We start from the raw sequence: 13,674 nt of genomic DNA on the forward strand, positions 1-13,674 counted from the left end.
ACATATTTCAGCCGGTCCGTCACGGCTCCGACCGAAGGTGCCCGCCCCGGGCGGGTGCTGTCGTGATGGCCGCCGCCAGACAGCCCAAGGCCTGGCTGATCATGCTGGCGATCGGACTGATCGCCCTGAACATGCGCGGCCCGTTCGTCGCGGTCGCCCCCGTGGTGCAGAACATGCGTACCGACCTGGGCTTCTCGCCGGTGGAAATCGGCTTCCTGACCGGCATCCCCGTGCTGTGTTTCGCCCTCGCGGCCCCGCTCGCCTCGCTGACGGGGCGGAAATTGGGGCCCGAGTTCGCCGTGACCCTGACCCTGCTGGGTGTGCTGCTCGGCGTCGTCGTCCGCTCCGCCGGCGGCGGCGCGCTGGTGATGCTCGGCACCGTGATCCTGGGCATCGCCATCACGATCGGCAACATCGTGGTGCCGCTGATCATCCGCCGCGACTTCAGCCCCGCACGGCAGGGCGCGGCCATGGGCACCTACACTGCGGCCCTGAACATCGGCTCCTTCGTGACCTCGATGGTGACCGCCCCGCTGGCCGAATGGCTCGGCTGGCGCCCGGCGATCGCGGCCTGCGCGCTGTTCGCCCTCGCCGCCGCTGCGGTCTGGGCGCTCGCCGTCGGGCGCCGCTCGATCCGCCCCGAAGCGATCCCCGGCTCGGACCCCGCCAAGGCGACCGGCGCACCGGCCTCACCCTGGATCACCGTGGCCCTGACGGCGGGCTTCGCCGGCCAGGCCTTCTCCTACTACGGCGTTACCGCCTGGCTTCCCAGCCTGCTGGCCGACGAAATCGGCCTGGCCCCCTCCGCGGCCGGCGCCGGCTCCTCGCTGTTCCAGATCCTGGCGATCGCCGGTGGCCTGGGCGTGCCGCTGGCGGCGCGATTCGCGTCGACGACTACGGTGGGGCTCACCCTGGGCGCCCTGTGGCTGACCGTTCCCGTGGGTCTGCTGCTGGCCCCGCAGCTGTGGTGGCTGTGGTCCGCCCTCGGCGGCGTGGCCCAGGGCGGCGGCATCACCCTGATCTTCATCGCCATCATTCAGCTGGCGCGCGACCAGGCCTCCGCGGGCCGGCTCTCCGCCATCGTCCAAGGCGCCGGCTACTCCTTCGGCGCCGTGGCCCCCACCCTGATGGGCTTCGTCCACGGCGTCTCGGCCTCCTGGACCGGACCGCTGCTGATGATCCTCGGCTCCGTGACCATGTTCAACATCGGCTGTGCCCTCTCCCTGCGGCACATCCCGAAGGCCGCGCACTAGGAACCAACACGTCAGGCCCACGACCCGGGATCGGGTCATGGGCCTGACGTATCCGTTCGACGCCGTTGTCGGGCGGGAAGGGGTTCCGTTGCCGGGCTGCCGCCCCGGATTTCGGGGGGCCTGTTGCGAAGGGCGTGGCGGCCCGGCGGACGGAATTCTGTGCGGGCGATCCTGTGCGGATCCGCAGGTTAGGCGGCCACCAGGTCCGCCGCCTTGATGGCCGAGTCGGCACCGTCGCGGGCCTCGTGCAGGTACCGGTCGTAGGCGGGCAGGGTCAGGAAGGCCGGGAACTCGTTGCTGAGGGTGACCTCCTCGAAGATGTCGCGGGCGTCGGCGAACCGGTCCCCTTCGAAGCGTTCCAGCTTCGCGAATTCCTCGTCCAGCATGTCCTCGATCCAGTCGCGGGTGATGACGTCGCCCTGGTCCGTGATGGCCCGGGAGAAGATCCACTGCCACAGCTGCGAGCGGGAGATCTCGGCGGTGGCGGCGTCCTCCATCAGGTTGTGGATGGCCACTGCGCCGTTACCGCGGAGCCAGGATTCGATGTAGCGGATGCCCACCTCGATGTTGATCCGCACGCCGCGTTCGGTGATGGTGCCGGTGGTGGAGGCGATGTCGATCAGGGCGCGGTCATCGGGGGTGACGTCCTCGCGGAGGCGGTCCAGCTGGTGCGGGCGTTCGCCGAGGACACCGTCGAACACCTCGCGGCACACCGGCACCAGGTCCGGGTGCGCCACCCAGGAGCCGTCGAAGCCGTCGGCGGCGTCGCGGGTCTTGTCGGCACGGACCTTCTCCAGGGCGATGGCGTTGGCCGCCTCGTCCTTGCGGTTGGGGACGGCCGCGGCCATCCCGCCGATCGCCATGGCGCCGCGCTTGTGGCAGGCGCGCACCAGCTGTTCGGTGTAGGCCCGCATGAACGGCTGGGTCATGGTGACCTGGTCACGGTCCGGCAGGACGAACCGCGGGCCGCGGGTCCGGAAGTTCTTGATCAGCGAGAAGATGTAGTCCCAGCGGCCGGCGTTCAGCCCGGCGGCGTGCTCGCGCAGTTCGTAAAGGATCTCCTCCATCTCGAAGGCGGCGGTGATGGTCTCGATCAGCACGGTGGCGCGGATGGTGCCCTGCGGGATGCCCAGCAGGTCCTGAGCCAGGATGAAGATGTCGTTCCAGAGCCGGGCCTCGAGGTGGTTTTCGATCTTCGGCAGGTAGAAGTAGGGGCCCTTGCCCTGGGCCATCAGCCGCCGGGCGTTGTGGTAGAAATGCAGGCCGAAGTCGACGATCCCGCCGGCCACCGGCACGCCGTCGATCAGCATGTGCTTCTCCGGCAGGTGCCAGCCGCGGGGACGGACCACGATGGTGGGCAGTTCCTCGGCGGGGCGCAGCTTGTACTCCTTGCCCTCGGGGGAGGTGAAGTCGATCCGGCGCTCCAGGACGTCGGTGAGGTTCAGCTGGCCCTGGATGACGTTGCGCCACGACGGCGTGGAGGCGTCCTCCATGTCCGCTAGCCAGACCTTCGCGCCGGAGTTCAGCGCGTTGATGGCCATCTTCTTGTCCACCGGGCCGGTGATTTCGACGCGGCGGTCCTCCAGCCCGGGTGCCGGGGGAGCGACCCGCCACTCGGGGTCGTTGCGGATGGCGGCGGTCTCCGGGAGGAACCGGGGATCCTGGCCGCGGGTGATCTGCTGACGCCGGTCGCGCCGGGCCTGCAACAGCTCCTGCCGCCGCTCCGCCGTCGCCCGGTGCAGCTTGGTGATGAAGGCCAGCGCGTCCGGCGTCAGGACCTCGCTCTGCCGGCAAATCGGCTGGGCGGTCAACGTGATGCCGTTGATGGTGAAGTTGTCAGTGAAGCTGTTCATGGGGTGCTCCTTGGAAAGTCCGCCGTTGCCCTATCACTTGCGGTCCCTCAGACGGGTCCATAGCGGCGCTAAGTGATAGGGCAACGGGCGGGTAAAGCCGGGGGAATTAGTGGAACTGGCCTTCTTCGGTGGATCCCACCAGGGCCAGGGTGGATGCGTTCGGGTTGAGCGCGGTGGCGATGTCGTCGAAGTATCCGGTGCCGACTTCGCGCTGGTGCTTGGTGGCGGTGTAGCCGCGTGCTTCGGAGGCGAATTCCTTCTCCTGCAGCTCGACGTAGGCGCTCATGCCTTCCCGGGCGTAGCCGTGGGCGAGGTCGAACATCGAGTAGTTCAGGGCGTGGAAGCCGGCCAGGGTGATGAACTGGAAGGTGAAGCCCATGGCGCCGAGTTCGCGCTGGAACTTGGCGATGGTGTCGTCGTCGAGGTGCTTGCGCCAGTTGAACGACGGCGAGCAGTTGTAGGAGAGCATCTGGTCCGGGAACTCGGCCTTGACGGCCTCGGCGAACTTGCGGGCCAGGGCGAGGTCCGGGGTGCCGGTCTCCATCCAGATCAGGTCGGAGTACGGGGCGTAGGCCTTGGCGCGGGCGATGCAGGGCTCGATGCCGTTACGGACCTTGTAGAAGCCCTCGGCGGTGCGTTCGCCCGTGATGAATTCCTGGTCCCGCTCGTCGACGTCGGAGGTGATCAGGGTGGCTGCCTCGGCGTCGGTGCGGGCGATGACGACGGTGGGGGTGCCGGCGACGTCGGCGGCCAGGCGGGCCGCGTTCAGGGTGCGGACGTGCTGCTGGGTGGGGATGAGGACCTTGCCGCCGAGGTGGCCGCACTTCTTCTCCGAGGCGAGCTGGTCTTCCCAGTGCACGCCCGAGGCGCCGGCCTGGATCATGGACTTCATCAGCTCGTAGGCGTTCAGCGGACCGCCGAAGCCGGCCTCGGCGTCGGCGACGATCGGCACCATCCAGTCCTCGACGGTCTGGATGCCCTCGGAGAACTCGATCTGGTCGGCGCGGAGCAGGGCATTGTTGATGCGGCGGACCACGGTGGGAACCGAGTTAGCCGGGTAGAGCGACTGGTCCGGGTAGGTGTGGCCGGAGTTGTTGGCGTCCGCGGCGACCTGCCAGCCGGAGAGGTAGATGGCGCGGAGGCCGGCCTTGACCTGCTGCACGGCCTGGTTGCCGGTCAGGGCGCCGAGGGCGTTAGTGTACTTGCCCTCCTTGTGCTCCTCGGTGAGCTGCTTCCACAGCTTCTCCGAGCCGCGGCGGGCCAGGGTGTGTTCTTCGGAGACCCGGCCGCGGAGGCGGACGACGTCGGCGGCCGAGTAGTCCCGAGTGACACCTTCCCAGCGCGGGTTGGCAGCCCACTCGAGCTCCAGGGCGGCAGCCTGCTCGGTGGCGGAGTCCTGGGCGGACGGCTGCTGGTTGGGCTCAAATGCTGCGGTCATTACTGATCTCCTTTGATGGCCCGGGCCGGCGGGGCCGCCTCTTCGCGGGGACCCGCCGGATATTCCGGAGCGGTGAAACTTTCTGTGGGATCTACTTTTCTGCAGTTCCAGGAGGCTTTCTAGAAGAAACCTCTGGAAAGAAATGCAGTTCTTCCCGTATTCTCAAAAAATGCATCCGAGCAGCTGGAACCGGCAGACCGCAGCCCCCTCCCTCCCCGCCGAACCCGAGGTGGACGTGATCAGCATGGGCCGCCGGGTCCGGCACCTGCGCAAGGCGGCGGGCCTGACCCTGGACGACCTGAGCGCCGCCGTCGGCACCGCCCCCAGCCAGCTGAGCCTGATCGAAAACGGCAAGCGCGAACCCAAGCTGGGGCTGCTGCAGCACCTGGCCTCGGCGCTGGGCGTCAGCATCGACGAACTGCTCGGCGCGGAGCCGCCCAACCGGCGCGCGGCCCTCGAAATCGAGCTGGAACGCTACCAGCGCAGCCCGCTCTATGAATCCCTGAACCTGCCCAAAATCCGCATCAGCTCGCGGCTGCCGATAGATGTGCTCGAGTCCATGGTGGGCCTGCAGCACGAGCTGGAGCGACGGCTCAACGAGCAGGTGGCCACCCCCGAGGAGGCCCGCCGGGCCAACGGCGAACTGCGGGCCATGATGCGGGAACGGAACAACTACTTCCCCGAGTACGAGGCGGAGGCGCAGAAGGTCCTCGCGGCCGTGGGCCACACCTCCGGTCCGCTGTCCCACCACGTCATCGCGGACATCGCCGCGCACCTCGGGTTCAGCCTTCATCACGTGGGCGACCTGCCGCATTCCACCCGGTCCGTGACGGACCTGAAGAACCGCAGAATTTACCTCACGCAGAACGCCCGCAGCGATCACGACCCCCGCTCGGTGCTGCTGCAGGCCCTGGGCCACTACGTCCTGGGCCACCAGACGCCCACCAACTACGGGGACTTCCTGATGCAGCGGGTGGCCACGAACTACTTCGCCGCGGCGCTGCTGCTGCCGGAGAAGGCCACGGTGGAGTTCCTGCAGCGGGCCAAGCAGGCCAAGGAGATCGCCGTCGAGGACATCCGGGACGCCTTCGCCGTGTCCTACGAGACGGCCGCGCACCGCTTCACCAACCTCGCCACCGAGCACCTGGACCTGCGCACCCACTTCCAGAAGACGCACAAGAGCGGCATCATCTACAAGGCCTACGAGAACGACGGCGTGACGTTCCCGCAGGACCACACCGGCGCCATTGAGGGCCAGCCGTCCTGCCGGAACTGGACCTCGCGCGTGGTGTTCGATGTCCCGGACAAGTTCAGCGCCTACAACCAGTACACGGACACCCCGGCCGGGACGTACTGGTGCACGGCCCGGACCGAGCGCTCCGCAAACGGCGAATTCTCGCTCTCCGTGGGGGTGCCCTATGCGCAGGTGAAGTGGTTCCGCGGCCGGGACACCACCGAGCGGTCCAAGTCCACTTGCCCCGACGAGAGCTGCTGCAAGCGCCCGCCCGCCGCCCTGGCCTCGGAATGGGCCGGCAACGCCTGGCCCTCGGCCCGGGCCCACTCGCACCTGCTCGCGGCCATGCCGCCCGGTGCCTTCCCCGGCGTGGACGAAACCGAGGTCTACTCTTTCCTGCAGGCCCACTCCGGTTCCTGACCCTCCCCGCCCTCCTCCGACGCTCCCTCACGTCGGGCGGGTTTTCGGGTGACGCTCCCTCACGTCGGGCGGGTTTTCGGGTGACGCTCCCTCACGTCCCTGGGTGGAGCAGGGAGGCGGGGCGACTATTGTGGCCAGTGTCAGCTCATCGACTTACACCCCGGGAGCGTGCACTATGGCCAAGGAACTTGCCACCCAGCTTGTCGAACAACTCCAGGCTGCCGGCGTGCAGCGGATTTACGGGATCGTGGGCGACAGCCTCAACCCGATTGTGGACGCCGTCCGGAAGACCGGCGGGGCCGCGAAGGGCGGCATCGACTGGATCCACGTCCGGCATGAGGAGGCCGCCGCGTTTGCCGCCGCGGCCGAGGCCCAGCTGACCGGCAAGCTTGCCGTCTGCGCGGGCTCCTGCGGCCCGGGCAACCTGCACCTGATCAACGGACTGTACGACGCCAATCGCTCCGGCGCTCCCGTCCTGGCCATCGCCTCGCACATCCCGAGCAAGCAGATCGGCAGCAGCTTCTTCCAGGAGACCCACCCGGACCGGCTCTTCAACGAATGCTCGGTCTACTCCGAACTCATCAGCACCGCCGAACAGGCCCCGCGGGTGATGCACAGCGCCATCCAGCACGCCACCGCCCTCCGCGGCGTCGCCGTCGTGACCCTGCCCGGTGACATCGCCGGGCTGGAGGTGGAGGCCGAAACCCCGGCCCCCGCGGCGTTCCGGCCGGCGGTGATGGTCCCGGACCCCGCCAGCGTGCAGGAGCTCGCCGACGCCATCAACGACGCCGGCAAGGTCGCGATCTTCGCCGGTGCCGGCGTCGAGGGCGCGCACGACGAGGTGATCGCCCTCGCGGAACTGGTGAAGGCGCCGATCGGCCACTCGCTGCGCGGCAAGGATTTCATGCAGTACGACAACCCCTACGACATCGGCATGACCGGGCTGCTGGGCTACGGGGCCGCCGCGGAGGGAATCGAGGACGCGGACCTGCTGATCCTGCTGGGCACCGACTTCCCGTACGACCAGTTCCTGCCCGGGACCAGGACGGCTCAGGTGGACCGCGCCGCCGAAAACCTGGGCCGGCGCACCGACGTCGACGTCGCGGTCCACGGCGACGTGCTGCCCACCCTTGCCGCGCTGATGCCCCTGGTCACGCCGAAGAAGAGCCGCCGCTTCCTGGACGCGATGCTGAAGAAACACGACCGGCTGATGAACAAGGCCGTCGGGGCCTACACGCGCAAGGTCGAGAAAACCCAGCCCATCCACCCCGAATATGCGGCGTCGCTGCTGGACCAGATCGCGGCCGAGGACGCCGTCTTCACCGCCGACACCGGCATGTGCAACGTCTGGACTGCCCGCTACATCAACCCGCTGGGCACCCGGCGGCTCATCGGCTCCTACCTGCACGGCTCCATGGCCAACGCGCTGCCGCACGCCATCGGCGCGCAGCTGGCCTACCCCGGCCGCCAGGTGGTCTCGGTCTCCGGCGACGGCGGCCTGTCCATGCTGCTGGGCGAGCTGATCACGGTGGCCGCGCACCGGCTGCCGGTCAACGTGGTGGTCTTCAACAACTCCACCCTGGGCATGGTGAAGCTGGAGATGCTGGTGGACGGCCTGCCCGACTTCGGCGTGGACGTCCCGGACGCGAACTACGCGCAGGTGGCCCGGGCGCTGGGCTTCCACGCGGTCCGGGTCACCGATCCTGCGAAGATTGCCGACGCCTACCGGGAAGCGTTCGCCCACCCCGGCCCGTCGCTGGTGGAGCTGATCACGGACCCGAAGGCACTCTCGATCCCGCCGAAGATCAAGGGCGCGCAGGTGCTGGGCTTCGCCACGGCCATGTCCAAAGTGGTGCTCAACCGCGGCGCGGGCGAGGCCGTCAGCATGGCCCGCAGCAACCTGCGGAACATCCCGCGACGGTAAGGCCGGTGGTGCTGGCTTAGCGCGGGCCGCGGGCGGCATCTTCGCCCGGTTAGCGCGGGCCGCCCTGCCAGAGGGCGTCGAACGGGGCGCCGGAGGCCACCCGGTTGCGGATGCCGGCGGTGACGAAGTCCTTCGCGGCGCGGGCAGCCTCCAGCGGGGCGTTGCCCTTTGCCAGTTCGGCGGTGACCGCGGCGGCCAGGGAGCAACCGGCACCGGACACGGCGACGTCGCCGACCTTCGGGGCGGAGAGCACCTCGAGGGTCTCGCCGTCGTAGAAGACGTCGACGGCGTCGGGACCGGCCAGGCGTACGCCGCCCTTGGCCAGCACAGCGGCGCCGCTGAGTTCGTGGATGCGCACGGCCGCGGCCTTCAGGGATTCGACGTCGGTGATCTCCAGCCCGGAGAGCGACTCGGCCTCGAAGTGGTTCGGCGTGACGAAGGTGGCCAGCGGCAGGATCTGCGCCTTGAGTGCCTGGTCGGTGTCCAGGGCGTGGCCCGGCTCCTGGCCCTTGCAGATGAGCACGGGGTCCAGCACCACGTTGCGGAAGGCGCCCTCGGACAGGGCGGTGGCCACGGTGGAGATGGTGTCGGGGCTGCCCAGCATGCCGATCTTGACGGTGTCCAGCACCGACGGCGCGCCGGACCCGGCGCCGTAGGCCGCCGTCGTCGCCTCCAGCTGGTCGGCGATCACCTGCTGGTCCACCGGCACGAAGCGGTGGTTCCAGTTGTCCTTCGGGTCGAAGGAGACGATGCAGGTGAGGTTCACGATCCCGAAGACACCGAGTTCCTGGAAGGTCTTCAGGTCCGCCTGCGCGCCGGCGCCGCCGGTGGCCTCGGAACCGGCGATGGTCAGGGCGACGGCGGGGGTGGTCTGGGTGTCCACGGCGTTGGAAGTCATGGCTCCATCCTGCCACTGCCGAAAAGTGCTCCGCATTGTGCGCATGACCAATATGAACTAAAAGGGAGTGTTCTGGATCACGGGACGTAAGGTGGCGGGCGGCGTTGCTCGCTGGCGGCGCCGAATCCAGGAAGGTTCATCGATGAGCACCCAACCGACCGAAGCGGCCCAGACCCGGAAGGCCGTCGGCAACATCCTCAAAGGCTCCGCGGGCAACCTCGTGGAGTGGTATGACGTCTACGTCTACACGGCCTTCGCGGCCTATTTCCAGTCCCACTTCTTCAACTCCAAGGACGACCTGCAGGCCGGGCTCGAGGCCATGGCCGTCTTCTCGACGTCGTTCCTGATGCGCCCCATCGGCGCCTGGTTCTTCGGCCGTTACGCCGACCGCAAGGGCCGCAAGGCGGCGCTGACCCTGAGCGTGACGATGATGTCCGCCGGGTCCTTCGCCATCGCGATCCTGCCCACCCAGCAGGTAATTGGGCTGTGGGCCATGATCCTGCTGGTCCTGATCCGCGTCCTCCAGGGGTTCTCCGTCGGCGGCGAATACGGCACCAGCGCCACCTACATGTCCGAGGCCGCGACCACCAAGCGCCGCGGCTTCTTCTCCAGCTTCCAGTACGTCACGCTGATCGGCGGCCAGATGCTGGCCCTGCTGGTCCTGGTGGTGCTGCAGAACGTCATGCCCAAGGCCGACCTCGGCGAGTGGGGCTGGCGGATCCCGTTCGCGATCGGCGGCGTCGCGGCCCTGGTGGTTCTGTGGCTGCGCCGTTCCATGGAGGAAACCGTCTCCGAGGAGCAGATCAAGGCCGCCCAGGTCCCCGCCGTTCCGGGCCAGGCCCAGCCGGGCACCATGAAGCTGCTGTTCACCAGCTACTGGAAGCCGCTGCTGGTCTGCATCGGCATCACCCTCGGCGGCACCGTGGCGTTCTACACCTACACAAACTTCATCCTGAAGTTCATGAATGACACCTCCGGCATCGCCAAGACCGACACCTCGGTGATCAACTTCTGGGCGCTGTTCATCTTCATGCTGCTCCAGCCTGTCTACGGCATCATCTCGGACAAGGTGGGCCGCAAGCCGCTCCTGCTCTGGTTCGGCATCACCGGCGTGCTCTTCACCTGGCCGCTGCTCTCCACCCTCGCGGGCACCAAGAACCCGTTCACGGCCTTCCTGTTGATGATGGGCGGCCTGCTGATCGTCGGCGGATACACCTCCATCAACGCCCTGGTGAAGGCCGAGCTGTTCCCGGCCTCCATCCGCGCCCTCGGCGTCGGCCTGGGCTACGCGATTGCCAACTCGCTCTTCGGCGGCACCGTCCCGCTGATCGGCGCGGCGCTGCAAAAGGAGGGCCGGGAAGACCTGTTCTTCACCTACGTCACGGTGGCCATCGCGATCTCGCTGCTGGTCTACATCTTCGCGCTGAAGAACAAGAAGTCCACGCACCTGGACCACGAACAGGGCCACGCCTGGGACCAGCCGGCGGCCGTGGGCGCGGGCGTTGCCGCCTCGCCGGAGCGGGACGACGTCGGCGTCCTGGACTCCCCGCGGCGGTAGCTTTTCGGGGGACTTGCCTCGGGCGGGAGCTGCTGCGGCGGTCCGCCCCGGAGTTGGGCCAGACATGACGACGGCGCGGAGACGGCAAGGGGATCACAGTCCCCGAGCCGGCTCCGCGCCGTCGTCATATTGAAGCTTGCGAAGGCCCGGAACCGCCCTAACCCTTGAGCGTTGAGTCCAGCAGCTCCCGGAGTTCGCGGAAGTGCCGCTCGGTGGCCTCGGGGTGGAAGGCCGACGTGTCCGCCATCGAGTAGCCGTGCGGGGCACCCTCGTAGATTTTGTTGCTGGCGGTCAGGCCGGCGGCGTTCAGCGCCTCACCCAGCCGGGCGACGGCGTCGGTGTCCATGCTCCGGTCCTTGTCCGCGTGGCCGAAGACGAAGGTGGCCCGGGCGTGCTCCAGGCCCAGGTGCGGGCTGTCCGGCTCGTCCGTGGCGAGGCCGCCGCCGTGGAAACCGCCGCAGGCCGTGACCTGGTCCGGGTGGGCGTTGGCGGTGCGGACCGCGAGGCGGGCGCCCATGCAATAGCCGGTGACGCCGATCGGTCCCTCGGCGACGCCGTCGAGCTCGCGAAGATCACGGACCCAGGCGTCGATGTCCGGGACGGCCTTGTCGCTGGTGAGGCGGCCGACGCGCGGGAACGCGGCTGCTCCGGCGGCCTCGCGGCCCTCCGGGGTGCTCATGTCACCGGCCGGTGCCAGCTCCGTGGCCGTGCCCTCGCGGTAGAAGACGTTCGGGGCCAGGACCACGTAGCCCCAGTCGGCGATCCGCTGCGCCATCTCCTGGATGCGCGGGCGGAGGCCGAAGGCGTCCATGTAAAAAATGACGCCCGGGAACGGGCCCTCACCGGTGGTGGGACGGGCGACGATGGCCTCTGCTGTGCCGTCTGCGGCAGGAATCTCGATGAACATCGGGTCAGCCTACCCGACGGTCCTAGGAGTAGTACCGGCGCAGGGTCTCGGCCTTGAACTCGAAGAAGCTCCCGTCCTCGATGGCGAGCCGGGCGTCGTCGACCATCTTCACCACGAAGCGCTCGTTGTGGATCGAGATCAGCGTGGCGGAGAGCATCTCCTTGGACTTGAACAGGTGGTGGATGTAGGCCCGGGAGTAGTTCTGGCAGGCGTAGCAGTCGCAGCCCTCCTGGAGCGGCCCGAAGTCGCGCTTGTACTTGGCGCCGGAGAGGTTGAAGCGGCCGTCCGGGTGGTAGAACGCGGAATTGCGGGCCACCCGGGTGGGGGAGACGCAGTCGAAGGTGTCTGCGCCGTTCTCAATCGCGGTGAAGATGTCGTCCGGTTCGGAGATGCCCAGCAGATGCCGCGGCTTGTCTTCGGGCAGTTCCTCGTTGCACCAGCGCACGATCGTGCCCAGATTCTCCTTCTCCAGGGCCCCGCCGATGCCGAAGCCGTCGAAGTTCATTGCGCCCAGGTCCCGGCAGGCCTTGCGGCGCAGGTCCTCGTACTGGGCGCCCTGGATGACGCCGAACAGCGCCTGGTACGGCTTGCCGGTGCGTTCCCCGGTGAGCCGGAAGTGCTCCGTGATGCAGCGTTCGGCCCAGCGGCGGGTGCGTTCCAGGGATTGCTCCTGGTAACCGCGGGAGTTCTGCAGCGTGGTCAGCTCGTCGAAGGCGAACATGATGTCCGCGCCGATCTGGTGCTGGACGTTCATCGAGATCTCGGGGCTGAACCGGTGCTTGTCGCCGTTGAGGTGGCTCTTGAACCACACGCCCTCCTCGTCCACGTGGGCCAGGCGTTCCTTGCCGGGGGCGACGGCGTCGTCGGGCCCCGAGTGGTCCACCGATTTCATGTCGATGACCTTCTTGAAACCGGACCCCAGGCTCATCACCTGGAACCCGCCGGAGTCGGTGAACGTGGGCCCCTGCCAGTTCATGAAGGCGCCCAACCCGCCGGCCTCGTCCAGGATGTCCGCACCGGGCTGCAGGTAGAGGTGGTAGGCGTTGGCGAGGACGGCCTGCGCGCCGAGGTCCGCGACGGCTTCGGGCAGCACGGCCTTGACCGTGGCCTTTGTGCCGACAGCGATGAACGCGGGCGTCTGGATCTCGCCGTGCGGGGTGCTGATGGTGCCGGTGCGGCCCAGGAAGGCCCCGCCGTTCTCCGCCACCTGCTCCGGCGACGGCGAGCAGGTCTCGCTCAGGCGCTTGCCCACCCGGAAGGAGAAGTCGGACTGCTTGGCGGGCAGGGCGGAGGAGCGGGTGGTTTCAGGATTCGCAGGCACCGTTCAAGTGTGCCAGTTGCCGCGCCGAAGCCCCACCTCAGGGAGGGTGGCCCCGGGCGCGCTGGGTGCGCCTCCCAGGTGCGCCGGCCCAAGTGCCCCGGGTGCTCCGCCTCAGGCGACGGGGTCGGTGGAGGGGTAGTTCGCCGCGCGCCAGGAATCCCATCCTGCGCGGATCTCCTCGAGCCGGTGCGCGCCGAGCCCGTAGGTGGACACGATCACCAGGGATCCGCCGTCGGGGCGGAGCTCGGGGATGGCGGGCTGGTCTGCGATGATCACGAGGCCCTCGCCGTGCTCGGCGTAGCCCTGGACCGTCAGCCCAACCTGGTGGTTACTGCGGAACCAGACCTTGCCGGAAACCGCTTCCCCGGTGGCCAGGGTCAGGGAGTAGGGGTCGCCGGCGGCCGGGACATCGCCCACGCCGAGCTTGTCGATCACCGAGCCCGCGGTGCCCGGGACGGCGAAGAACAGCGTCCTCCGGAGGCCGTTTGGGTGGCGTTCGAGGGCGAAACGGAGCTGGTGCAGGAAGGTCAACCAGCCCTGGGTGATGTCCTCGTCCCAGGCGGCCCACTCGGAGTTGTGGTCCACGGCGGCGCGGGTGATGCTGACCTCGGTGCCGCCGGGGACGGGTTTGAGGGTGAAGATGTCACCGCCGTCGACCACCAGGGAGGTGTGGTCCGCGCTTTCAATGACCTTGGGACCGAAGTAGATGGCGTTGATCTCCGCCGCCTGGTCCTCGGCCTCCCAGCCGTGCCACTGGGCCACCTTCGCGGGTTCCCGCAGCATGGTCCAGACCTGCTGCGCGTCGGCGTTGATCACCACGGACAGATTGTTCGTCATGGGCCCGAATGTACTCCGACCCTCTGCCCGC

The 13,674-nt window shown here is 68.5% G+C and carries 10 protein-coding genes; 4 read left to right on the top strand and 6 right to left on the bottom strand.

Features of this window, described 5'->3' with window-relative positions:
• The first annotated feature begins 65 nt into the window (after window positions 1–65).
• Entirely contained in the window at window positions 66–1,253 is a 1,188-nt protein-coding gene (locus ACFUCU_RS11615; protein WP_377972733.1) for a CynX/NimT family MFS transporter, read from the top strand.
• 188 nt (window positions 1,254–1,441) lie between these two features.
• Here ACFUCU_RS11615 and aceB read toward each other — a convergent pair whose 3' ends face one another.
• Window positions 1,442–3,106, bottom strand: a complete 1,665-nt coding sequence (gene aceB, locus ACFUCU_RS11620; RefSeq protein WP_377972735.1) for a malate synthase A — start codon at window positions 3,104–3,106, stop codon at window positions 1,442–1,444.
• A gap of 106 nt (window positions 3,107–3,212) precedes the next feature.
• A complete protein-coding gene (aceA, locus tag ACFUCU_RS11625; RefSeq protein WP_290256715.1) occupies window positions 3,213–4,544 on the bottom strand; it encodes an isocitrate lyase in 1,332 nt (443 codons plus the stop codon).
• A gap of 142 nt (window positions 4,545–4,686) precedes the next feature.
• Here aceA and ACFUCU_RS11630 point away from each other — a divergent pair, with 142 nt between their 5' ends.
• Entirely contained in the window at window positions 4,687–6,198 is a 1,512-nt protein-coding gene (locus ACFUCU_RS11630; protein WP_377972736.1) for a helix-turn-helix domain-containing protein, read from the top strand.
• A 175-nt stretch (window positions 6,199–6,373) separates the two neighbouring features.
• Window positions 6,374–8,122: a pyruvate dehydrogenase gene (locus ACFUCU_RS11635; RefSeq protein WP_377972738.1), complete on the top strand. Its 1,749-nt coding sequence runs from the start codon at window positions 6,374–6,376 to the stop codon at window positions 8,120–8,122.
• A 49-nt stretch (window positions 8,123–8,171) separates the two neighbouring features.
• Here ACFUCU_RS11635 and ACFUCU_RS11640 read toward each other — a convergent pair whose 3' ends face one another.
• Window positions 8,172–9,020, bottom strand: a complete 849-nt coding sequence (locus ACFUCU_RS11640; protein ID WP_377972740.1) for a hydroxymethylpyrimidine/phosphomethylpyrimidine kinase — start codon at window positions 9,018–9,020, stop codon at window positions 8,172–8,174.
• A gap of 142 nt (window positions 9,021–9,162) precedes the next feature.
• On the opposite strand from ACFUCU_RS11640, the gene ACFUCU_RS11645 reads away from it, so the two are divergent.
• Window positions 9,163–10,578 (top strand): MFS transporter, encoded by a 1,416-nt coding sequence (locus ACFUCU_RS11645; protein ID WP_377972742.1) that lies wholly within the window; start codon window positions 9,163–9,165, stop codon window positions 10,576–10,578.
• Window positions 10,579–10,735: 157 nt separating this feature from the next.
• Here ACFUCU_RS11645 and ACFUCU_RS11650 read toward each other — a convergent pair whose 3' ends face one another.
• The 3 genes from ACFUCU_RS11650 to ACFUCU_RS11660 form a co-directional block, all read right to left on the bottom strand.
• Window positions 10,736–11,485, bottom strand: coding sequence for a dienelactone hydrolase family protein (locus ACFUCU_RS11650; RefSeq protein WP_377972743.1), 750 nt, complete (start codon window positions 11,483–11,485; stop codon window positions 10,736–10,738).
• A 22-nt stretch (window positions 11,486–11,507) separates the two neighbouring features.
• Window positions 11,508–12,806 (bottom strand): tRNA guanosine(34) transglycosylase Tgt, encoded by a 1,299-nt coding sequence (gene tgt, locus ACFUCU_RS11655; protein ID WP_377972745.1) that lies wholly within the window; start codon window positions 12,804–12,806, stop codon window positions 11,508–11,510.
• 111 nt (window positions 12,807–12,917) lie between these two features.
• A complete protein-coding gene (locus tag ACFUCU_RS11660; RefSeq protein WP_377972747.1) occupies window positions 12,918–13,643 on the bottom strand; it encodes an SRPBCC domain-containing protein in 726 nt (241 codons plus the stop codon).
• Between the last annotated feature and the right edge of the window lie 31 nt (window positions 13,644–13,674).

The organism is Arthrobacter sp. NPDC057259, from assembly GCF_042668995.1.
GTDB lineage: Bacteria > Actinomycetota > Actinomycetes > Actinomycetales > Micrococcaceae > Arthrobacter.

What these genes read in the sequence shown, in the direction of transcription:
- ACFUCU_RS11615 (WP_377972733.1), top strand. Translation starts at nt 66, where the DNA reads ATGGCCGCCGCCAGACAGCCCAAGGCCTGGCTGATCATGCTGGCGATC.
- aceB (WP_377972735.1), bottom strand. Translation starts at nt 3,106, where the DNA reads ATGAACAGCTTCACTGACAACTTCACCATCAACGGCATCACGTTGACC.
- aceA (WP_290256715.1), bottom strand. Translation starts at nt 4,544, where the DNA reads ATGACCGCAGCATTTGAGCCCAACCAGCAGCCGTCCGCCCAGGACTCC.
- ACFUCU_RS11630 (WP_377972736.1), top strand. Translation starts at nt 4,687, where the DNA reads ATGCAGTTCTTCCCGTATTCTCAAAAAATGCATCCGAGCAGCTGGAAC.
- ACFUCU_RS11635 (WP_377972738.1), top strand. Translation starts at nt 6,374, where the DNA reads ATGGCCAAGGAACTTGCCACCCAGCTTGTCGAACAACTCCAGGCTGCC.
- ACFUCU_RS11640 (WP_377972740.1), bottom strand. Translation starts at nt 9,020, where the DNA reads ATGACTTCCAACGCCGTGGACACCCAGACCACCCCCGCCGTCGCCCTG.
- ACFUCU_RS11645 (WP_377972742.1), top strand. Translation starts at nt 9,163, where the DNA reads ATGAGCACCCAACCGACCGAAGCGGCCCAGACCCGGAAGGCCGTCGGC.
- ACFUCU_RS11650 (WP_377972743.1), bottom strand. Translation starts at nt 11,485, where the DNA reads ATGTTCATCGAGATTCCTGCCGCAGACGGCACAGCAGAGGCCATCGTC.
- ACFUCU_RS11660 (WP_377972747.1), bottom strand. Translation starts at nt 13,643, where the DNA reads ATGACGAACAATCTGTCCGTGGTGATCAACGCCGACGCGCAGCAGGTC.